General features: G+C 70.2%; 19 protein-coding genes. 5 read left to right on the forward strand and 14 right to left on the reverse strand.

Annotated elements, in window-relative coordinates; translation table 11 throughout:
- Positions 1-162 precede the first annotated feature (162 nt).
- Together OUQ99_RS16980 and OUQ99_RS16985 are read right to left on the reverse strand one after the other, a co-directional pair.
- A complete protein-coding gene (locus OUQ99_RS16980) occupies positions 163-1,041 on the reverse strand; it encodes a cytochrome c oxidase assembly protein (protein ID WP_267944737.1) in 879 nt (292 codons plus the stop codon).
- Entirely contained in the window at positions 981-1,475 is a 495-nt protein-coding gene (locus OUQ99_RS16985; RefSeq protein ID WP_267944738.1) for a DUF2243 domain-containing protein, read from the reverse strand. The genes OUQ99_RS16980 and OUQ99_RS16985 overlap by 61 nt, the downstream gene beginning before the upstream one ends.
- Positions 1,476-1,726: 251 nt before the next feature.
- Between OUQ99_RS16985 and OUQ99_RS16990 the strand changes: the two genes are divergently transcribed.
- Positions 1,727-2,473, forward strand: coding sequence for an SDR family NAD(P)-dependent oxidoreductase (locus OUQ99_RS16990; RefSeq protein WP_267944739.1), 747 nt, complete (start codon positions 1,727-1,729; stop codon positions 2,471-2,473).
- 73 nt (positions 2,474-2,546) lie between these two features.
- Here OUQ99_RS16990 and OUQ99_RS16995 read toward each other — a convergent pair whose 3' ends face one another.
- Together OUQ99_RS16995 and OUQ99_RS17000 are read right to left on the reverse strand one after the other, a co-directional pair.
- Complete coding sequence (locus OUQ99_RS16995; protein WP_267944740.1) at positions 2,547-2,939, reverse strand: VOC family protein; 393 nt, start codon at positions 2,937-2,939, stop codon at positions 2,547-2,549.
- The gene (locus OUQ99_RS17000; RefSeq protein WP_267950409.1) at positions 2,936-3,247 is read right to left on the reverse strand and encodes an ArsR/SmtB family transcription factor; all 312 of its coding nucleotides are present in this window, start codon (positions 3,245-3,247) and stop codon (positions 2,936-2,938) included. The genes OUQ99_RS16995 and OUQ99_RS17000 overlap by 4 nt, the downstream gene beginning before the upstream one ends.
- 266 nt (positions 3,248-3,513) lie before the next feature.
- On the opposite strand from OUQ99_RS17000, the gene OUQ99_RS17005 reads away from it, so the two are divergent.
- The 3 genes from OUQ99_RS17005 to OUQ99_RS17015 all read left to right on the forward strand — a co-directional run bounded on the left by OUQ99_RS17005 (position 3,514) and on the right by OUQ99_RS17015 (position 5,550).
- On the forward strand, positions 3,514-4,317 hold the full coding sequence (locus OUQ99_RS17005) for a hypothetical protein (RefSeq protein ID WP_267944741.1): 804 nt from the start codon (positions 3,514-3,516) through the stop codon (positions 4,315-4,317).
- A 314-nt stretch (positions 4,318-4,631) separates the two neighbouring features.
- On the forward strand, positions 4,632-5,345 hold the full coding sequence (locus tag OUQ99_RS17010; protein ID WP_267944742.1) for an alpha/beta fold hydrolase: 714 nt from the start codon (positions 4,632-4,634) through the stop codon (positions 5,343-5,345).
- 22 nt (positions 5,346-5,367) lie between these two features.
- Positions 5,368-5,550, forward strand: a complete 183-nt coding sequence (locus OUQ99_RS17015; RefSeq protein WP_267944743.1) for a hypothetical protein — start codon at positions 5,368-5,370, stop codon at positions 5,548-5,550.
- 125 nt (positions 5,551-5,675) lie between these two features.
- Here the strand turns inward: OUQ99_RS17015 and OUQ99_RS17020 are convergent, their stop codons facing one another.
- The 6 genes from OUQ99_RS17020 to OUQ99_RS17045 all read right to left on the reverse strand — a co-directional run bounded on the left by OUQ99_RS17020 (position 5,676) and on the right by OUQ99_RS17045 (position 12,234).
- Positions 5,676-6,437, reverse strand: coding sequence for a hypothetical protein (locus OUQ99_RS17020; RefSeq protein WP_267944744.1), 762 nt, complete (start codon positions 6,435-6,437; stop codon positions 5,676-5,678).
- Between the two features lie 499 nt (positions 6,438-6,936).
- Complete coding sequence (locus OUQ99_RS17025; RefSeq protein ID WP_267944745.1) at positions 6,937-7,497, reverse strand: hypothetical protein; 561 nt, start codon at positions 7,495-7,497, stop codon at positions 6,937-6,939.
- A 17-nt stretch (positions 7,498-7,514) separates the two neighbouring features.
- Positions 7,515-10,163, reverse strand: a complete 2,649-nt coding sequence (locus OUQ99_RS17030) for a hypothetical protein (protein WP_267944746.1) — start codon at positions 10,161-10,163, stop codon at positions 7,515-7,517.
- Complete coding sequence (locus OUQ99_RS17035) at positions 10,160-10,531, reverse strand: DUF6507 family protein (RefSeq protein ID WP_267944747.1); 372 nt, start codon at positions 10,529-10,531, stop codon at positions 10,160-10,162. The genes OUQ99_RS17030 and OUQ99_RS17035 overlap by 4 nt, the downstream gene beginning before the upstream one ends.
- Positions 10,528-10,854, reverse strand: coding sequence for a cell envelope biogenesis protein TolA (locus tag OUQ99_RS17040; protein WP_267944748.1), 327 nt, complete (start codon positions 10,852-10,854; stop codon positions 10,528-10,530). The genes OUQ99_RS17035 and OUQ99_RS17040 overlap by 4 nt, the downstream gene beginning before the upstream one ends.
- 522 nt (positions 10,855-11,376) lie before the next feature.
- On the reverse strand, positions 11,377-12,234 hold the full coding sequence (locus OUQ99_RS17045; protein WP_267944749.1) for an NAD(P)H-binding protein: 858 nt from the start codon (positions 12,232-12,234) through the stop codon (positions 11,377-11,379).
- Positions 12,235-12,393: 159 nt separating this feature from the next.
- Here OUQ99_RS17045 and OUQ99_RS17050 point away from each other — a divergent pair, with 159 nt between their 5' ends.
- Positions 12,394-12,990 (forward strand): TetR/AcrR family transcriptional regulator, encoded by a 597-nt coding sequence (locus OUQ99_RS17050; RefSeq protein ID WP_267944750.1) that lies wholly within the window; start codon positions 12,394-12,396, stop codon positions 12,988-12,990.
- Between the two features lie 213 nt (positions 12,991-13,203).
- Here OUQ99_RS17050 and OUQ99_RS17055 read toward each other — a convergent pair whose 3' ends face one another.
- The 4 genes from OUQ99_RS17055 to OUQ99_RS17070 all read right to left on the reverse strand — a co-directional run bounded on the left by OUQ99_RS17055 (position 13,204) and on the right by OUQ99_RS17070 (position 18,446).
- Positions 13,204-13,377: a hypothetical protein gene (locus OUQ99_RS17055; protein WP_267944751.1), complete on the reverse strand. Its 174-nt coding sequence runs from the start codon at positions 13,375-13,377 to the stop codon at positions 13,204-13,206.
- Positions 13,378-13,414: 37 nt separating this feature from the next.
- Positions 13,415-16,033 (reverse strand): DUF6493 family protein, encoded by a 2,619-nt coding sequence (locus OUQ99_RS17060; RefSeq protein WP_267944752.1) that lies wholly within the window; start codon positions 16,031-16,033, stop codon positions 13,415-13,417.
- The gene (locus OUQ99_RS17065; RefSeq protein WP_267944753.1) at positions 16,030-17,424 is read right to left on the reverse strand and encodes an SWIM zinc finger family protein; all 1,395 of its coding nucleotides are present in this window, start codon (positions 17,422-17,424) and stop codon (positions 16,030-16,032) included. Before OUQ99_RS17065 ends, OUQ99_RS17060 begins: the two co-directional genes overlap by 4 nt.
- A gap of 416 nt (positions 17,425-17,840) precedes the next feature.
- Positions 17,841-18,446, reverse strand: a complete 606-nt coding sequence (locus OUQ99_RS17070) for a hypothetical protein (RefSeq protein ID WP_431061425.1) — start codon at positions 18,444-18,446, stop codon at positions 17,841-17,843.
- Positions 18,447-18,457 lie beyond the last annotated feature (11 nt).

Genomic DNA, 18,457 nt, shown 5'->3' on the forward strand with positions numbered 1-18,457 from the left:
ACCATGACGTTCGTACGGGTGGGGATGTGACGTGGTGTCACTGTCGGCGCGGAGGGACCGGGAGGAGAGCGGGCCGGGCACAGCCGTCGGCGGCGGCCGACCCCTCGTGTCCGGGGCCGCCGTGCCCGAGGCCCCGGGCGCTTAGGCGCCCCGGGCACGGCGTCAGGTGACCTGTGCGGAGCCGATCCCGGGACCGTCGGAGGTCCTTCGGCGCGGCAGGATCCAGGGGCGGCACACCAGGAAGATCAGCGCGATCTCCACCGGCGCTCCCGCGTAGTACATCAGTTCCGCGCCCGCGCGGGCCTGCTCGGCGGGGACTCCCTCGGGCGGGGCCGCGTAGAGGGTCTTGGCGAGGATGTTGTGCACGGCGATCGCCAGGACCAGGGCCGCTGCCCGCCACGGCGGGGAGGGGCGGTGCGGCGCCGGGTCGGGGCCGCCCAGGACGGCGAAGGCGAACAGGTACCCGGCGGCGAACACGTGCGCGTGGACCAGGGCGTGCAGGAGCGGGTCGGTGTGCGTGAGGGCGTACAGGCCGGTCCGGTAGAGCGCCCACAGGCCGCCGACGCTGAGCGCACCCGCCACGAACGGGTCGGTCAGGACGGCCGCCGGGGGCGAGGACAGTATTCGGGCGAGGGGACGGGCCGCGCGCACCGGCAGGGTCCGCAGGGCCAGGGTGACCGGGGCCGCCAGGACCAGCAGGAGCGGGCCCAGCATGCCCAGCAGGACGTGTCCGGCCATGTGGGCGGTGAAGTCGTGGTGGGCGCGTTCGGCCAGGGGGCCGACCAGTGCGGCGCCCACGCACAGGCACCCGGCCGCCCACGACGCGGTGCGGGACGCCGGCCAGGCGGTACCGCGCCTGTACAGGGCCGACACCGCGGCCGGGTAGGCCGCCAGTGCGGCCACCAGCAGGATCGCCGCCGCCCACCCGCCCGGGCCGAGCAGAGCGGTTTCGGTCCCGTGGTGTCCGTGGTGGTGCATGCTCAGGCCCCGGCCCCGGTGGTTGCGGCGGACCGGCCCGCGCGTCGTGCGGTCACGGTCCACAGCACGATCCCGGACACGAGCAGGACGGCGGCGACGGCGTTCCAGGTCACGTCGTAGGGCACCAGGTCCACCCCGTAGCGGATCTGGTGCAGCCCCAGGACCTTGTGGTGGACCAATCCGTCGTAGAGCTGGAAGAACCCCGCCCCGGTCAGCCATCCCGCGGTGAAGGCAGCGCCCCGGAAGGCGCGTTCGCGGCGCAGTGCGGCGACCATCAGCAGCGAGGCGACGGTGGCGAACCAGCTGAAGGCGTGGAACAGCCCGTCCGATACCAGGCCGACGTCGCTGGTGGACAGGTCGTAGAAGTGGTGCCAGTGCAGGAGCTGGTGGAAGACCACCTCGTCGACGAAGGCGACGGTGCCCAGCCCGAGCAGGATCCCGGCGGTCAGGTTGCGGCCGTGGCGCGGGCGCGGCTGCGCCCGTGTCGGTGTGGACATCGGCTCCCCTCCCCCGGCCCCGGTCGCGCCTCTCGGTGGGCCTCGCGCACACGACTACCCGGCGACCGGGGGCGAAAACGCAGGTCCGCCCCGGCCCCGCCGGTCGGGGCCGGGGCACCTGCGCGGACATCGGGACGCCCGGTCCTCGCACGGTTCCGAGCCGTCGACCCGCACCATTGGTACCAATCGGTACAGAAGTGCTAGGGTCTGGTTCTGTACCACTCGGTACCTAAATTTTCGGGAGAGCGCCCATGGGACAGCTGGAAGGCAGGACCGCCGTCGTCACCGGCGGCGGCACCGGGATCGGCCTGGCCACCGCCGCGCGGTTGGCGGCCGAGGGCGCCCACGTGTTCATCAGCGGCCGGCGCGAGGACGTGCTGGCGCGGGCCGCGGAGTCGATCGGCCCCGCGGCCACCGCGGTCGCGGGCGACATCTCCGACCCCGCCGACCTGGACCGGCTGTACGACGCGGTCCGGGAGCGCGGCGAAGGCCTGGACGTGCTGTTCGCCAACGCGGCCGCGGTCTCGTTCGCACCGCTGGAGAAGGCCACCGGGGAGCAGTTCGAGCGGACCTTCGGCGTCAACGTCCGGGGCACGCTGCTCACCGTACAGAAGGCCCTGCCGCTGCTGGGCGAGGGCGCGTCGGTGGTCCTGAACGCCTCGATCCGCGCCGACGACGGCTGGGAGGACTACGGCCTGTACGCGGCGTCCAAGGCCGCGGTGCGGTCCCTGGCGCGGACCCTGGCCAACGAGCTGAAGGGCCGGGGCATCCGGGTCAACGCCGTCTCGCCGGGCGCCATCGACACCCCCGGCATCGACGGCGCCGTCGGCGAGGAGAACGCCGCCGCCGCCAAGGCGGGCCTCGCGGCGGGGGTCCCCCTCGGCCGCATGGGGCGCCCGGAGGAGGTCGCCGCGGCCGTGGCCTTCCTCGCCTCCCCCGACAGCAGCTTCATGCTCGGCACCACCCTGTACGTCGACGGCGGTGAACACCAGTTCTGACGCCCCGGGCACGGGACCCGGGCAGGGCCGCGGGCGGGTCGCCGCCCGCGGCCCTGCGCACGCGGGTCGCCGCCTACTGCGGCACGGTCGCGATCTGGATCAGGTTGCCGCAGGTGTCGTCGAGGACGGCGGTGGTGACCGGTCCCATCTCCAGGGGATCCTGGGTGAAGCGGACGCCGAGGCCGCGCAGGCGCTGGTATTCCGCCTGCACGTCCTGGACGGCGAACTGGGCGAGCGGGATGCCGTCCTTGACCAGGGCGTCGCGGTAGGTCCTGGCGGCCGGGTGGGCGGCGGGCTCGAGGAGGAGCTCGGTGCCGTCGGGCTCGTCGGGCGAGACGACGGTCAGCCACCGGTCGCTCTCGCCCACCGGGACGTCGTGCTTCTTCACGAAGCCGAGGACCTCGGTGTAGAACTGCTCGGCCTGGGCCTGGTCGTCGACGAAGACGCTGGTCATGTGAATCTTCATGGGGTGTTCCCCTCCGGTCCGGATGCGTCTGGCAGGGGCCACCGCTCGGCGATGTGCCGCAGCGGGGCCGTGTTCAGGTCGTGGAACTTGTAGCGGCCCTCCCGCCTGGTCTCGACGAGCCCTGCGGACTCCAGCACGGCGAGGTGCTGGGAGACCGCCTGGCGCGAGATGCCGAGCCGGTGCCTCATGCTCAGCCGCGAGCAGATCTCGAACAGCGTCTGCCCGGACTTCTCCGTGAGCTCGTCGAGGATGGTGCGGCGAGTCGGGTCGGCCAGAGCTTTGAAGAGTTGGTCGGCCACGGCCACCATGATAGGCAAGTAACCACTTGCTTGTCGAGTCGGGGCGGCGTGTCCCGTATCGGCCTGCCCTCCGAGTGCGCAGGTCAACCCGGTTGTGGTCGTGTGCGGCCCTGGATCCGGTGTCGGCCGGCGACACGACCGCTCCTCGCCCGCAGCGCCGCGGACGCCTTGCGAACGGAGCTCTCGACCGGTGGCCACGAGACCGTCGGGGAAGCCGTCGTGTCGTGGGTCCGTGCGATCCTGCTCCGCCCACCGAAAACCCCCAGGAGGCGAACGTGTCCCACCACCAGGTCGTCGTGGTCCTGCCGAAGCCGCCCGACACCTCGGCGGGCGCCGCCCCGGGCGAGGTGCTCCTGCGGGAGCTGCTCCCCCTGCTGGGGGAACCCGACTACGCGGGCGAGGACACGGACCCGCCCGGCCGCTGGTGGGACCGGTGGATGATCGGAGGCCGGTTCGAGAACGCGTTCCTGTGCACGGACCCCGACGACCCCCGGGTCCTGCCCGCCGAGGACGGCGAACCCCGCATGGTGACGGCGGCGCCCGCATCCCTGCTCGACCTCGACGCGCAGCGCGAGGCGGCGGCCGGGAGGGCGGCCGACAGGTGGGACCGCGCCACGGGGATACTCCGGCGCCACCCCGACGCCGAGACGCTCCGCGCGTTCCTCCTGCGGGGCGGGGAAAGGGCCGAGCGCACGCGCCCCGGGGCGACGGCCGCGCACGTCCGGACGCCGGCGGGGAGGACCGCCCAGGCCGAACGGACGGCCGCCATGAAGGCCTACCATGCCCAGGACGCCGTCCGGGAGCTCACAGGAGCCGGACTCACGCACTTCGCCGTGCGCGCGGTCGAGCACTACTCCACGCCCCGGGAGGAGTTCGTGGAACAGGCGCGTCGGGGCGCGGTGCCGGGATGGGCCCTCATCGACACGGACGGAACCTGGTACGCCGTGGAACACCTGCCCGGGGCCGGTGACGGCCCCGAAGCACGGCAGGCACGGCGCGAGTACCTGCGCCGCACGAACGCGCTCCTCGACGCGTTGCCCGGCGACGCCTACCTGGTCATGGCCGACCTTCACGCGTGAGGGGTCGACGGGAGCGGCTGTCCGCCCCGGAAGGCGCACGACCGGACGGCGGCCCGGGCGGTGCCTGCGTCGGCGCCCCCGCGGACGGCGGCCCGGGCCATCACCACGTCCACGGGACCGTGCCGGTCCTCCGGGCACTCCTTCGAGGGGCGAACGCCCCCTCGTGATCAGAACTCGGGACAGGTCCTGGTCCGGCAGTGCGGCTCCGACGCGATAATGGCCGCGACCTTCGAGCCCGGCGGATCACCCCCGGCGCCCGACCGCTCCGCCCTCCGGGAATGAGAACGCACGTGTACATGAGGACATTCGGCCGCGTGGAGGACAGACCCGTGCTGCTCCTGCACGGCGGCGGCGTCGCAGGGTGGATGTGGGAGCCCCTGAGGGCGCACCTGGACCCGGGGCTCCGGCTCCTCGTACCGGATCTTCCCGGACACGACCGCAGCGCCGACACGGCCTACCGCTCGCACGAGCAGGCGGTCGCCGAACTGGAGTCGCTGCTCGAGAAGGAGGCGGCGACGCCCGCCGCGGTCGTCGGGTTCTCCCTCGGCGCGCAGTTGGCGGTCCTGCTCGCCGCCCGCCGGCCGGACCTGGTCGACCGGGTCGCGGCCGTGAGCGCGCAGGCCGTCCCCTCACCGGCCCCGCGCCTGGTCCTCGCCCTGCTCGGTGCGACCGCCGGGCTGGCCAAGCACGAAAGGTTCGCCCGGCTGCAGGCGAAGGAGCTCTTCATCCCGCCCGAGCTCCTCGACGACTACCTCCGCACCTCCTCGACCGTGTCCAGGGGCACGCTGCTCGCGGCCGTCGGCGAGAACATCCGCTTCACCGTGCCCGCGGGGTGGTCGGCCTTCCCCGGTGAGGCGCTCCTTCTCGCCGGGGCCGGGGAGCGCACGTTCATGAGGAAGTCGGCCGAGACGCTGCGCCGGGCCCTCCCCCACAGCGAGCTGGAGATCGTCGAGGGATGCGGACACGGTCTCCCGCTGCAGAACCCCGCCTGGCTGGCGAACCGCCTGCACACCTGGCTCGGACTCTGAGGGCCGCCCGCGATCAGTGGTCATGCCGACGAACCCGGCCGTGCGCGACGCGGGGCACGACGAGAGGAACAGCGGCACATCCTACGAGCAGGAGGCCTGCTCCTACCCGTGGTGCAGGTCCACCGCACGGACGCCCCCGGTCGAGGACCGAGCTGCCATCGGCAACGGAGAGCCGTGGAGTTCGGAGCAGGCCCGCGCGGCCTGAACCCCTGGCCACCCCTGAAAATCAATATCCCAGGACCAAGACCCAACCTCAATGGGAGCACGAAACAGCTCGCCCACCATTCACCTTCCACCTTATGGGCATCCCTGCGGATATAGGAGAGTTAACTATCCGTTCGTGGCCATCTCCCACCACCAGTGACTCACGGGAACGCCTTCGGGGACCGCGGTGCCAGCACCTCGCACGCCTGACAGGTTCGTCCGGAGCTCCTCGTCGGTGTCGTCAATGTCTTCGGCGTCCAGCAAGGTGAAAGTCAGACTGCCGAGATAGATCTCGAACAGGTTCTCCAGAGCCGAGCGATACAGGCAGGCTCCGTACCAGCCCTCTCCCTCGGACATCAGCGCGTAGGTGTCGGTCTGGCCGAGGTAGGCGTTGATCTCCCCCGTTCGAGCCGCGGCGAGTTCGGCAATGCGAAGCCTCTCGCCCTGGGTAGGCGTCCCTCCCTGGAGCGTGGCTCCCCAGAGAAGGAGAAGTGCCCGGTCGAGCGGGACGTGTTGGTCGGCCAGATCGGCTGCGGCTTGGAAGATCAGCTCGTGTCCGCTTCCGCTGAAGGTGTGCACGGGCTCGGTGGGGGGCGCCGGCCAGCCGTAACCGTCCAAGTTGGCCGCCCCGTCGGTCTCCACGCGCACCCGTGCCGACAAGGTCACGGCAGCCAGCTCGGTGTCGGCCGCCGCTCGGTGGAAGGTCAGGACGCGTGACCCGTGGGAGTCCGCAATGTCGCTGACCACAGCTCCTTCTCGCACTGTTGTGGACGCCGACGCGTGGAATGCACGGACGGGCGTGCCGTCCCTGCGTTCCGTAAAAGGCAGTTCAACAAGTCGGCGTTTGGTCTGCGTCGCGGCGTTGACGGGGGAATCGAACGTCAGCATGTTCGCGTAAGAACGAAGCTTCTCACACACAGCAGCCGAATCTGCGTCGGATTCTATACGCACTCCGCTACGTCCGAGCGTTGCTATCGCAGCCAGATCCTGGTCCAGACGTCGCTGTACCAGGCTGGGGTCTGCACGCAACCGCGCAGCGGCGATCTCTCCGGGAGTGGGGTCAGAAGACAAGGAAACTCCTGAGCAGTAGAAGGTCTTCGATCACAGCGGCGACTTCTCATAGTGGCGCCTACAGAGCTGTTCCGGTTCGCTCAAGCCCTGGAGTGCGGGCATACCACCAACAGGGTGATCCAAGCAATCAATCGAGGGTCTCATCTGCGCAGATGGAAGGTGACTACGATAAATATCGTACGCATCCTTACTCTCCGATACGTCTGCTCCGCGCTGAATATTTCGATATGACTTCACCTGCACCGACCTCAGACCAGGGAACACCAAAAGAGAGCAGGAAGAAAGGGGATAAAATTCAGAGAAAAATCAGACATTGTCATTCATCGTACACACCATCGAGATGGTCATATTCAAGCCGTGTTCTTTTTTCTTCTTCACTCATATCTTGTCGAACTGGGGAACTCCACCACCAGTACCCTTCGGGAACCCAGTCTGGAATATCCGAACTCCGCACAGGCGGAGCTTCATCAGAAACATCCTTGATGATTTCATCTATATCTTCAAGATCCTCATGGAAGGTAACTTCTACACTTGTTGGACCAACACTATCCCAATCCATGAACTCATCGTCGAGTATTTGCAGCACAGAGCGCATCCAGCACGCCACTTCAAAACCATCTAGGCGACCACGCTCGGCATAGTTGGAACACTTTCCAACATAGGCCCTCAAGCCCCCTAGGTTATCCTCATTCACCAAAAGCCTGGAGAAGGAAGCCCTGAAGCCTTCTGAAATATCAACAGAAACGGGGCTACTCTTCAATTCGACATAGACAGAAGGCAGAGAGTCGAGCACCGAGCCGACTTCCAACACCGCCTCTTTTTTGCCTTTTTTCTTTTCAAGTTTTTCAATAATTTTTATCATGTCTTCTTGAGACATAAACTCCCCCAGTTGAACTAGTCTTTGAAGACCGTGTTGCCGTATGTCGGCATGACTATAGAACCGTCTTCCTTGACAATCACTATCGCCCTCAAGAATACTTCTTTTTTCTTTCTCTTGTCGATTGCCTGATTCCCGTCCAAGTCAAGCTTCGGTCTTACTATTTCCAATCTCTCACCACCACCGTCAAGTGGCTCCCGGCTACGAATCTCTCCGTTCCGGATCGTCTCCTCCGCACTATCCATATAGTCATCTACAATACTACCTCCCTGCTCCCACGGCTGAATCTCATCATAGTGCTTCCGAGCATGGTAGGCAGTGGACGTCTGGTGACCCATGCCGATATTGCCAGCCTGACCTCGGATTGCCTGCTCGAATTCTTCGGGCGGCAATTCTGTATCTACTCGAGCTGGCTGATCGGGCCTTTTCTGTTCGACCGCAGCATGGTCCTGCTCCAGGCGTTGAGCAACAAAATCATCTGTCATCTCGGACGCCACATTTCTCTGCGAATCCCTCTTGCTTACTCCACTTTCCTGGAGTTCAGTTGCCAATTCGTCAAAAGTGGCCTTGAAGTACTCGTATCGATAGGCGAATTCTCGCGGGTTTTCGGCGCCCTCCATGGCAAAGCGAGTGGCTCTCGGATGCATATCGTTTGCCACACCTCCCCCAAACTTCTGACTGAGAGCCGATGCGACACGCTGCCACTGGTCTCCATCACGGGGATGATCTCCACGGAGGGCAAGAATCTCCTCTTCAGACAAATTCGCATCACGAAGACCATTCTCGGCTTTTTCTGCCTTATCGAGCCTTCTTTCCAAGTCTGGATCAGAGGGAGGAGAAATATTCTCCTCACCTGAGTCAGCATTTTCGCCATCATCCCCACCGGTGGCGGTGCGGTCCCGGGGCGGCTGGTCTCCGCCGCCCTCACCATCGCCGGTGGCGGTTTCCGGACGTGCGGGTTCTTCTCTCGGAGCGTCGTCACGCCGCACGGGGCGGTCGTCGCCCTGACCGTCGGTTCCTTCATCGTCCGTACGACTCGTAGGACGCTGTTCGGGACCGTCCTCGGCTCGTTGCTCCGCGTTGTCGCCGCGCTGTCCTTCGGTGTCCGGGAGGGTGGTCGGCGCGAGGGCTTCGGTGTCCTGGTCAGGCCTTCTGGGAGTGTCCGTGTCCTCGGCACGGGGGCGGTCGGGCGAAGGGCCCTCTCCCTGACCCTGCGGGGTGTCGCCGCGCTGGTGTGCGGTCGGGGAGGGCTGGTCGCCGCCGTCGCCGACCACCGGCCGGTTCGGGGACGGGGAGGGCGCATCCGGCCGGGGTGCGGGCGTGTTGCGGTACTGGTCGGGGTCCAGGAGCGATTCCCGGAGCAGGGTGAGGTCATGCCGGAAGCGCTCGCCGATCGGCGTGCTTCCTTCTTCCAGGCGCTGGGGCAGCGGGCTGCTCGGGCCCACCGGGAGGCGCCCGCCGGTCTGGGAGGACTGGCCGTTGCCGTCGGAGTAGGAACCGTCCCGGTTGGAGGGGGTGATCGCCTCTCCGCCCGGCCCGAGCGTCAGCACGGTCGTGCCGATCTTGAGCGGGATGCCCACGGTCATCAGCGCGGTGTTGAGGACGCTGGTGGAACCGGTGTACTCCGGGTCCTCCTCACGCCTGGACCAGGCCGTGTGCCCCTCCACCGCTTGGTCCCAGCTGGCGCCGATGTTGGTGGTCCAGCGGTCCCACCTGGTGCCCTCGGCGCCATCGGCCACCCATCCCTGTTCGTCGTGGACGCCGATGAAGGTCATCGCGTCCATCCATCCGTCCTTGACGGTGTTCTTGGCGTTCTCCCAGCGCCCGCTGGGGGTGATCTGCCATCCGCCCTGGGGGTGCCACAGGCCGGACAGCGAGGCCAGCCCCACCGCAGACCCCCACAGTCCGTCGACCACGAGGATGTCCCAGGCGGCCTGGTCGGTGCTGTTGGAGAAGCTCGCCATGGAGGGGTGGAATTCGGTGCCCAACCACGCGGTGAAGTCGTTGGCCGGGTCCATGAAGGTCTCGTCGAACCCCGGGGCCTCGCGCTCACCCGCGTCGGTGGGCAGCCCGTAGACGAGCACGTCGTCCCCGCCCGCCTGATCGGGCGAGGCGTAGGAGGGTCCGCCGAAGAGGGCGGAGATCCGTGTGGCGCAGGCGTTCTCGGCCTCGTTGAACGCAGCCCAGGCCGTGTTGACGCCGTCCTTGAGCCGGATGTTCTCCTGAAGGGCCCACTCGTCGGTCTCGTCGTCCTTGTCCAGCCACCACACCTTCTTGTCGTGGTGCTTGTTCCAGAACGACTGCGCCTCGATCCTGAGGGTGTTGAGCGAAGAACGCGCCGTCGAGGCGGCCTCGGCCAGTTCCTCCAGGGCGTCGGCGACGGTGGCCAGGTCGCTCTGGATGTCCTCGCCGCGGGTCACCACCGGGTCCATGGCGGCGAAGAGCGTCTCGCTCTCCGGCGCGACGTAGTGGGCCTGTAGTCCTGCCCAGGTGGAGTGCATGTCCTCGGCGCCGCCGAGGAGGTTCTCCCCGCCGGTGCGCAGTGTCTCGGCGGCGTAGTTGAGCGACCAGACGTCGGTCAGGGGGTAGGGGATGGCCTCGGGGTCGATGAGGGTGAACATGTTCGGGTCCACCCCGTCCTGGGGCTGGGTGGGCTCGAAGGTCACCGCGGTCCTCCGGGGGTGGCGGGGGCGTCGGGTCCCAGGTCGAGGTTGAAGCCGGTGCCGGCCTGGCTCTGGGCTTCGGCGGCCATCTCCTCCTGTCCCTGGTCGTAGGCGAGGGTCGCGTCGTTGGCGCCCTGCAGGCAGGAGAGGCTGCGGGTGAACATGGCGTTGGTCTGGGTCGTGAAGTGGCCGAGGAACCCGCCCAGGGCCGCTTCGACCGGGGGGCTCTTGGCGTTGGTCAGGGCCATGTCGATGCCGTCGGCGGTGGTGTCGATGGTGGCGGAGAAGCCCTCGCCGTCCAGGCCCAGCTGGGTGCTGAAGTCGGTCAGGGTCAGCGCCACACCGTGGACGTCGATGTCCCACCGGCTCATCGCTCACCCGCCTGTGTGCGGGCGGTGAACCGGTGCGGGTGGAAGGCGGTGCCGGCGTCGGCGTCGCGAACCTGGGCAGCCGCACGTGCGGCCTCGGCCATGCTCTTGTCCGCGACGCGGGCCCTGAGCTGGTCGAGCGAGGCGCGGACGCCTTCGACCGCGGTGTTCATGCGTTCCCGGACCGGTGGGAGGAGGGCGTCGGGGTGCTCGGGGGCCGAGGAGGACGCGGCCTGTTCCTGCCGGTCCTGGCTCGCGGCGGAGGGGCCGGGGAGTTCTCCGGGGGTGGGGGGTTGCTCTGGGGGGTCTACCAGCTCGAACTTCATTCGCCCGGCTTTTCTCCTCTTTGTCAGTGCTGCACCTGCCTTTGAGGGTTTGCAGTTGCAGTATGCCTACATGCAGTGACTTTCCTCAGGGGCTTTGTTCCACCTCGAACGCCGTCCCCACGGCCACCGGAATCGACCTGAGCAGGCCGGATGTTCTGCATTGTCACCACATGAACCAAGAGGGTGACTTGAGTCACTCTTGTTGATATTTGGCGAAGACGAGCCCTCTCGCCACTACCCCGGGTCGCACCGCTCGTCGAGGACGGAGCCGCTGCACGGGAAAGGGCCTGTGCGCGACCTCGGATGTCAAAGAACCGTCTCGGGGCACGGCTGTCCCGTGACGCAGTGGCACCGCGAAGGGACCTCGGACCGATGGACCGGCTCCGCACCGGGCACGCCGGAGCACCTGCGCGCTCGACGACGTGGTCCGGCGCTCCGGCGGACACGGGCGCCCCGGTCGCCCGCGGCCGGCGGCCGGGGAGCCCGGTCCACGACGTCCTCCTCGGCCCCGCTCCGAGCCCTTCAGGCCCCGATCTGCTCGGCGAGCCGGTCGGCGACGCCGCGGGGTTCACGGCCCAGGAGTTCGGCCAGCAGCGGGTCCTGTTGCGCGAAGTAGCCCTCACGGGTCGCACGGAACATGGTGAGCATGAAGCGGGCCGCCTGCTCCGGAACACCGTCCGCCGTCTGGTCGGTCACCCACTGTTCGTCGTCGACGACGACACGCTCGACGGAGCGGCCGCTGAGTTCGGAGGCGATCCCGGCGAAGTCGTCGAGGGTGACGGCCTCACCGGCGATCAGGGTGACGGCTCCGTCGAAGGAGCGCTCACCGGAGAGGAGGGCCGCCGTGGCCTCGGACAGGTCGGCGGGGGCGGTCCACGGGACGGGTCCGTCGGCCGGTGCGGCGATCACCCCGGTCTCCCGCCACGGCCCGAGCAGGGGGGCGAAGCTGTGGGAGAAGAAGCCGTAGCGCAGGGAGGTCCATGCGACCCCCGCATCGGCGAGGATCGTCTCGGTGGCGGCGTGAATGGCCGCCGGAGGGTACGGGCCGTCGGTCGCAACGCCTTGCTGGCTCGTGTACAGGATCCTCCGGGCGCCGACCTCGACGGCCGCCTCGATCGCGTTGCGGTGCAGACCCACCATGTCGGCCGCCGGGTCGTTCCCGGACACCAGGAGCACCTGGTCGGCGCCGGCGAAGGAGTCGCGCAGAGCGGCCGGATCCTCGTAGGAGCCCTGCCGTACGCGCACGCCGCGGTCGGCGAAGTGCTGGGCCTTGGCGACGTCGCGCGCGCTGACGCCGATCCTGTCGGCCGGCAGGCGCTTGAGGAGGTGCTCGACCGTGGCTCCGTTGAGGGTGCCGGTGGCACCGGTGACGACGATCATGTTCGTGGCCTTCCCTGGGCGTCAGCGCTGGTGTCCGGCCCGGTGGCGGACTTCCGCATAAGTTGACCAGCGCGGTCAGTTTCGCGTCCGCCGTCGACCGTAGATAAACTGACCCCAAGAGTCAACTTACGGTGGCGTCAGCGAGGAACGGCAGGGACCATGACCGGTGCGACACCCGCGAGGCCTCGGCTGCGCGCCGACGCCCGGCGCAACGCGGAGCAGATCCGCCGCGCCGCGATCGGCGCCTTCCAGGGGCGGGGACTGAGCGTGCCTTTGGAGGAGGTGGCCAGGGCGGCCGGGGTGAGCAAGGCGACGATCTTCAACCGGTTCGGCGGCCGGGTCGGACTCATCGAGGCCGTCATCGAAGAAGTCGTCGCGAACGAGCTCTACGCCGCCATCGACCGGACACGGGCCCTCGACGGCGCCGGGGAGAGGGTCGCGTACTACATCACCGCGATCCGGGACCTGCAGTACCGCCAGCCCACCGCCAACGACGTCCTGCTGCAGGAATTTCCCCATTCACAGCAGCTCATGGACATCTGCCGGGCCGCGGGCGAGATCAACGGCGAACTCGTCGCCGCGGGTCACGCCTCCGGAACCCTGCGGCCCGAGTTCACGCCGGACGACCTCCACGCGCTCGTCGTCGACAACGCACTCGCGCTCAAACACGGCGCCCGCCCGCCCCGGGACGCGTACGACCGCCGCACCGCCTTCCTCCTCGACGGAATCCGCGGGCGACAGGATCCTTCCTGCTGATGAAGGGGTGCGCAGGGGTCTGTGCGTGTCCACCGGGCCTCCCGGTCCGGGTGGGCAGGGCGCGACCCGGCGGTCGGCCGGGAAGGAACACGCGGGGGCAGGGGTTCCTCTCGGCACCGGCTCCGGAGCCGGGTGCGCCCGGTGGGCCCGGCCGGCGGGTGTTCCCCCACGGACCCGCAGGGGCTGCGGTCCCCCACCCCCGCGGGGCGGGTCCTACACGTACCCCGTCACGTCCAGCAGAAGCATGACCAGGACGAACAACGCGAGGAACAGGAGCAGGACGCCGACGACCACCCGGGCCGGCAGAACGGGGTGCCGCTCGACCCACGACAGGACGTGTGGACGGGTCCTGGCCGGCTCGGCGTAGGTGACGGGCCCGCTGGGCAAACCGCCTTCGGTCCCGCCACCCCCGCCCGAACACGCGCTACGGTGCCGTGATCATGTCGCGGATGCGCCGGGCCTGTTTGACCAGCTGCGATGATCCCGGGCGGGACGCCAGTTCGGTGATACACGGTATCTCGGGGCCCTTGGCCCCGGAGAGCTCCGCGCAGTCCGCCGCCAGGGTGATCACGGCCGCCAGGCCGGACGGCGGGGCACCCCGCAGCAGGACGGGCAGGGACGCCGACAGGAGGGACCACACCAGGTCGTGCCCCCCGCCGCGGGAAACCTCACGCAGGACCTTCGCGTAGCGCTGCGCCTTGAGCCGGCGCAGGACGGTGAGTTCGCCGACGTCCTCGCCCAGGCGCTGCGTGTCCAGTTGGCCGCGGGCGGCCAGGGTGAGGATCGCGTCCACGGCGTGCATCTGCGACTCCGGGCGGCGGGCTCCCAGACCGTAGGCCATGATGAGGTGGGTCGCGGGCCCGGCCGGGCCGCCCGACTCCGCGAGGGCGGGCAGCACCGGCGCGTGCTCGTCGAGTCGGTCGTACTCGGCGAGGATCGCGACGGACACCAGCATGCGCCCCGCGATGACCTCCCGGTGCTGAGGCAGGATCGCCAGCGCCTCAGCGGAGCACTCCCCTCCGCCGTGGCACCTGCACGGGCTGCCGACGGGGTCGTGCTCGGCGAGCAGGGACTGGAACGGCTCGGGCCATTCGGCGTGCCCGGGGAGGGCCGCGGTACGGACCAGGACGCCGGGGCGGGGCGAGCGCAGGCGCAGCGGTTCGGCGGTGCGGGTGAGGACGGGATCGGGCAGTCCGCCCGAGGCGAGCCAGGACGCGAGCCGACGCCCCGCCGGGGACGTGAGGCGCCCGGCGGCCGTGTGCGCCTCCGGCGAGACGTCGCGGTCCAGACGCAGCAGCGCCTGCTGGAGGTCGACCGGCCCGGGTTCGGCGCCGGAGCGCTCGTAGTCGGCGATCCGCGCCGCCAGGTCCGCGGGGTCGATCGTCCCCGTCGACCAGGTGGGCGTGGCCAGCAGGCCCGGCGGGGGGTCGCGGTGCAGCCGTACGGCGACCTCGTCCGCGCGCAGGAAGCGGATGGATCCGGTCGCCTGGTGCGGGCACTGGTGTCCCTCGACCAGGGAGCGGATGTAGTCCAGGTTCCGCGGCGGGAGACCGTACACGGCGGTGTGGACGACGAACCACAGACCGTCGGAGGCGTTCACGTACGGCACGCGTTCGCGGTGGCGTGCCGCGACCGGTTCGAGGGCCGCGCGCAGGCCGTCCGCATCGGCGCGGGCGTGCACCACGAGTGCGTTCAGCGCACGCTCCTCCTGGGCCGGGGTGCCGTTGCCGTGCAGCAGCGCCGCCACGTCCTCGGCGAGCTCGGCGGTGGGCGCGGGCGGCGCCAGCCGCTCGGGCTCCGGTGCGGGCGGCAGCGGGGCATCCCCGCTCTCCTCCGGAGCCTCCGTGGGAACGGCGTCGCCGAACGCGTCCGCGGCCCGTCGGCGCAGATCCAGGGCGAGCCTGCCGGAGTCTGCGGCCAGCCCGGCGAGCACGGCGGCGTCCGCGTGCCGGCTGTGGCGCACGGCCAGGGCCAGGGCGCGCTCCTGGAGGCTGTGCTCCTCCTGGCCGAACGCCTCGGCGACGACGGGGAGCAGGACGTCGGCGCGTGACCGGTCGCGCTTGATCGCCTTGTCGAGGAGGGTCAGCTGGGTCCGCACGATCTTCTTCTCGGGACGGACCAGGGCGGCCAGCGATGCCTCGATCAGGTGCTCGTCGTCCAGTCGGCCCGCCTCGTCCAGCACGGCCAGTGCCTGCTGGGCGCGCGCCGCCGCCTGCGGGTGCGCGTCGGGCAGTATCCGTACCCACGTGAGGAGGCGTGCCGCGTGCTCGTCCTCGGTCGGGTCCAGCGCGGTCAACAGGGCGAGGAAGCCCCGCACCGTGCCGGTCCGGGGCTCGCGCAGCAGCCGCGACAGGCAGCCGTCGAGCAGCATCGCCCGGTCGAGCAGTCCTTCCCCGGCGAGCCGGGCCAGTGCGTTCGGCCAGCCCGCATCGTTCGGCCAGGAGTACTGGAAGCTCGATCCGGTCCCGGGCACCTCGAACAGCCGCGGGACCATGACGGTCAGCCACGGGTCCTTGCGCAGGTCGTCCTCGATCGAGCGGCCCCAGCCGCCGATGCTCTGCTCCCAGCCCAGGACGACGCCGTCGGTCGCGGGAAGCTCGCAGCCCGCGGCCCGTGCCAGCAGGGCGATCAGGGGATACTCCTCCTCGGCCACGGTGCGGCGTTCCGCCAGCCGGTGGACGACCTTGGCCAGCCACTCCGGTCCGCGATGGGCGACCACGGAGACGACCAGCGCTGTGTCGTGGTCGCCCCAGCGCAGATCGGGGCTCGCGATCCATTGCGCCGCGTCGGCCGTACCGGTGGAGCATCCCGCGCCGGCGTAGAACAGAGCCGTGCGCACCGCCAGGTGCTCGGGCCCCCAGTTGTTGCGCACCGACCTGCGCCAGGTCTTGAGCACCGGCAGGCATGTGCGGCGCTCGGCGTCGGCGAGAGGTGCGAGCAGTTGGCAGACGTCTTCCCCGCGGCCCTCGCGTACGGCGTGCAGCACGGCTCGCACGCCCGGGGTGGCGGTGTCGGGGATGTCGTAGGCGGGGCGGTCGGTCATCGGGGCTCCGGTGGGTGGTCGGCAGGGGTGAGGGGGCGGGCGATGCGGACGGCGAGGACGTGCTTGCACGGGCCGCGTCCTCCGCGGTACTCGGCCCACCACTGGCAGGTGCACGTCAGGCGCCCCTGCGCGGACCGGACCCGGTGGACGCGGCCGTCGACGGTGACCGTGGCGGGCTCGTCACCGTCGAAGCGGACCGAGCCCGCCTCGACCAGGGCCCGGGCGGCCCTCAGCCGGGGGTTGTGGCGCTCGGCCCGCCCGGTCTCGTAGGGCAGTTCGCGGTGGAAGTACGCCGCCTCCGACACGTCGTAGCCGATGCGTCCGGCCGTGCCCAGGCGGGTGAGCGCCGCCCGTACACGCTCGGGGGTGAGTCCTGACTGCGCGGCCAGGTCTCCGACGTCGACGGTGGGTTCCCAGGCGAGCAGAACCGACACCAGGTCGGCGTCGTCGGTCGAATCCTCCGCCGCCAGGGTGTCGAGGACACCGCCCTCACCGGAGAACCCGCGTGCGGTGTCCGGGGACAGGGTGAGGGTGAGGCGCATCCCGGGGAGGAGGACCTCCCACGCGCTCGCCACGGGGGCGCTTCCGGCGGCGACGCGGGGGCCGTGGATGCGCAGTCCCGTGGCGTGGCGCAGCACGCGCGTCAGCGGGGCGAGCCGTTCCGGGCCCGCGAGACACACGGCCCCGGGGACCGCGCGCGCGGTGGTGCGCAGCGTGCGGCCGGACGGCACCGCCCAGAGGGCCCCGCGCGACGCGCCCCGGGCGGCGTTGGGGCGGGGCAGCGACCGGAGGAAGCGGACGGCGTCGGCGGCGGCGAGTTCGGCGCGTAGGTCGAACCCCGAGGCGATGACCTGTGTTTCGGCGAAGCCGCGCAGCCAGCGGTCGGGCAGCGGCACCTTCTTCTCCACCACCGGCCCGTCGAAGGTGGTGACGGCCAGCTCGTCGGGGCCGACCTCCAGGTGCAGCGGGTCGCCCGGTCCGACGCGGCCCAGGGCGTCGGCAAGGGGGGCGTTGACGTCGACGTTGGTCGTGCCGTGCCTGATGTCGTCGCCGTCGAGGGCCTCGTCCAGCAGGTCGAGCCGTGCGTACACCCCGCAGCAGCCGGAGAACGACTCGAACCGGAGCCGGTCGCCGTTCCCGGTGACCACCGGGTCGAGCGACGCCCTGTTCTGCGGCCGGTGGTAGCGGGCGGCGGCGGTGTCGGCGACGCTCAGCAGACCGGCCGCGGCGACCTGGGGGTTCGTCAGGAAGCCTGCGAAGAACCGCGGGCGGCCGGCCCGTCCCGCTGGGGTGGTCCCCCCGGAGGTCTGGAGGCTGAGCGTGTCCCCCGTCGCGGTGCTGTGCACCGCGGAGGGCCGCAGATAGGCGTAGGTGTACGCGGTGTGCGACATGGGCGCGACGCTACTGAGCCCCAGTGACAAAGGGCGCCCCCGTCCCTCCCGTCGACAGGGCCTCCCGCCGTGCTGCGCCCCGCCGACGGCGACCTCGCCGACAGGATCGCCCGGGCGTTCACCCTGATCGTCGCCGACTCCCGCGGGAGTCGACCTACCGGCCGTCCCGGTCGGGCAGGGGCTGAGCGGCGCGGTGCTAGGCGGGGCTGGGCGGGCGGCCGTAGCGCCCCGCCGCCCCCGCACCGCCGTCGGTCGGGGCGCTCCCCGACCGGGGAGGCGGACGAGAGGGGCCGGGAAGGAGCAGGGGCCGAGGCCTCCGCGCTCCCACCGTCTCGATTCCCGTGCGTGACCGCCGGGGGCGCCCTGCCCCGCGGCCCCGGCCGGCCTTCTGGTCGCGCGCCCTTCCCGGACCGGTCCTACACGTACCCCGTCATATCCAGCAGGAGCATGGACAGGACGAACACCGCGACGAGCAGGAGCAGGACGCCGAGGATCGTCAGGGTCATCAGAACGGGGTGCCGCTCGACCCACGACAGGACGTGCGGGTGGGTCCTGGCCAGTTCGGCGTAGGTGACCGGCCGGTCGGGGCCCTCGCACGGCACGGCGAGCGCCTCCACCAGGCGGTCCACGTCCTGGGACGTGTAGTTCGCGCCGTACAGCCTGATCACCACGTCGTTGTCGGCGTCGAGCACGTACAGGGTCTCGTTGGCACCCGAGCGGGGCACGACGACGTTCGCGCGGACCAGGCGGGCGATGCGGCCCCTGGGACGGCGCCGCTGGAAGCCCAGCCCCTTCTCGATGAACTCGTACGGGGTCAGGACGATGCTGGAGCGGCGCGTGTGCAGCAGGAGCAGCACGACCATCACGGCGAACAGGGCGCCCGCGATGAGGCCGGCCACGGGCCCGGCCTTCACCCAGATGCCGATGGTCGCCGTCACGAGGGGCACCGCGGCGACGGCCAGCCTGGTCCAGACCCTGCGACGGCTCGGGGTCAGCACGAGTGCGTCCTGCATGTGGCTCACGGGGCCACCGC

It is taken from the genome of Streptomonospora nanhaiensis (genome assembly GCF_026642255.1).
GTDB classification, from domain to species: Bacteria; Actinomycetota; Actinomycetes; order Streptosporangiales; family Streptosporangiaceae; genus Nocardiopsis; species Nocardiopsis tropica.

What these genes read in the sequence shown, in the direction of transcription:
- OUQ99_RS16985 (WP_267944738.1), bottom strand. Translation starts at nt 1,475, where the DNA reads ATGTCCACACCGACACGGGCGCAGCCGCGCCCGCGCCACGGCCGCAAC.
- OUQ99_RS16990 (WP_267944739.1), top strand. Translation starts at nt 1,727, where the DNA reads ATGGGACAGCTGGAAGGCAGGACCGCCGTCGTCACCGGCGGCGGCACC.
- OUQ99_RS16995 (WP_267944740.1), bottom strand. Translation starts at nt 2,939, where the DNA reads ATGAAGATTCACATGACCAGCGTCTTCGTCGACGACCAGGCCCAGGCC.
- OUQ99_RS17000 (WP_267950409.1), bottom strand. Translation starts at nt 3,247, where the DNA reads ATGGTGGCCGTGGCCGACCAACTCTTCAAAGCTCTGGCCGACCCGACT.
- OUQ99_RS17015 (WP_267944743.1), top strand. Translation starts at nt 5,368, where the DNA reads ATGCCGACGAACCCGGCCGTGCGCGACGCGGGGCACGACGAGAGGAAC.
- OUQ99_RS17020 (WP_267944744.1), bottom strand. Translation starts at nt 6,437, where the DNA reads ATGCTGACGTTCGATTCCCCCGTCAACGCCGCGACGCAGACCAAACGC.
- OUQ99_RS17025 (WP_267944745.1), bottom strand. Translation starts at nt 7,497, where the DNA reads ATGTCTCAAGAAGACATGATAAAAATTATTGAAAAACTTGAAAAGAAA.
- OUQ99_RS17035 (WP_267944747.1), bottom strand. Translation starts at nt 10,531, where the DNA reads ATGAGCCGGTGGGACATCGACGTCCACGGTGTGGCGCTGACCCTGACC.
- OUQ99_RS17040 (WP_267944748.1), bottom strand. Translation starts at nt 10,854, where the DNA reads ATGAAGTTCGAGCTGGTAGACCCCCCAGAGCAACCCCCCACCCCCGGA.
- OUQ99_RS17045 (WP_267944749.1), bottom strand. Translation starts at nt 12,234, where the DNA reads ATGATCGTCGTCACCGGTGCCACCGGCACCCTCAACGGAGCCACGGTC.
- OUQ99_RS17050 (WP_267944750.1), top strand. Translation starts at nt 12,394, where the DNA reads ATGACCGGTGCGACACCCGCGAGGCCTCGGCTGCGCGCCGACGCCCGG.
- OUQ99_RS17060 (WP_267944752.1), bottom strand. Translation starts at nt 16,033, where the DNA reads ATGACCGACCGCCCCGCCTACGACATCCCCGACACCGCCACCCCGGGC.
- OUQ99_RS17065 (WP_267944753.1), bottom strand. Translation starts at nt 17,424, where the DNA reads ATGTCGCACACCGCGTACACCTACGCCTATCTGCGGCCCTCCGCGGTG.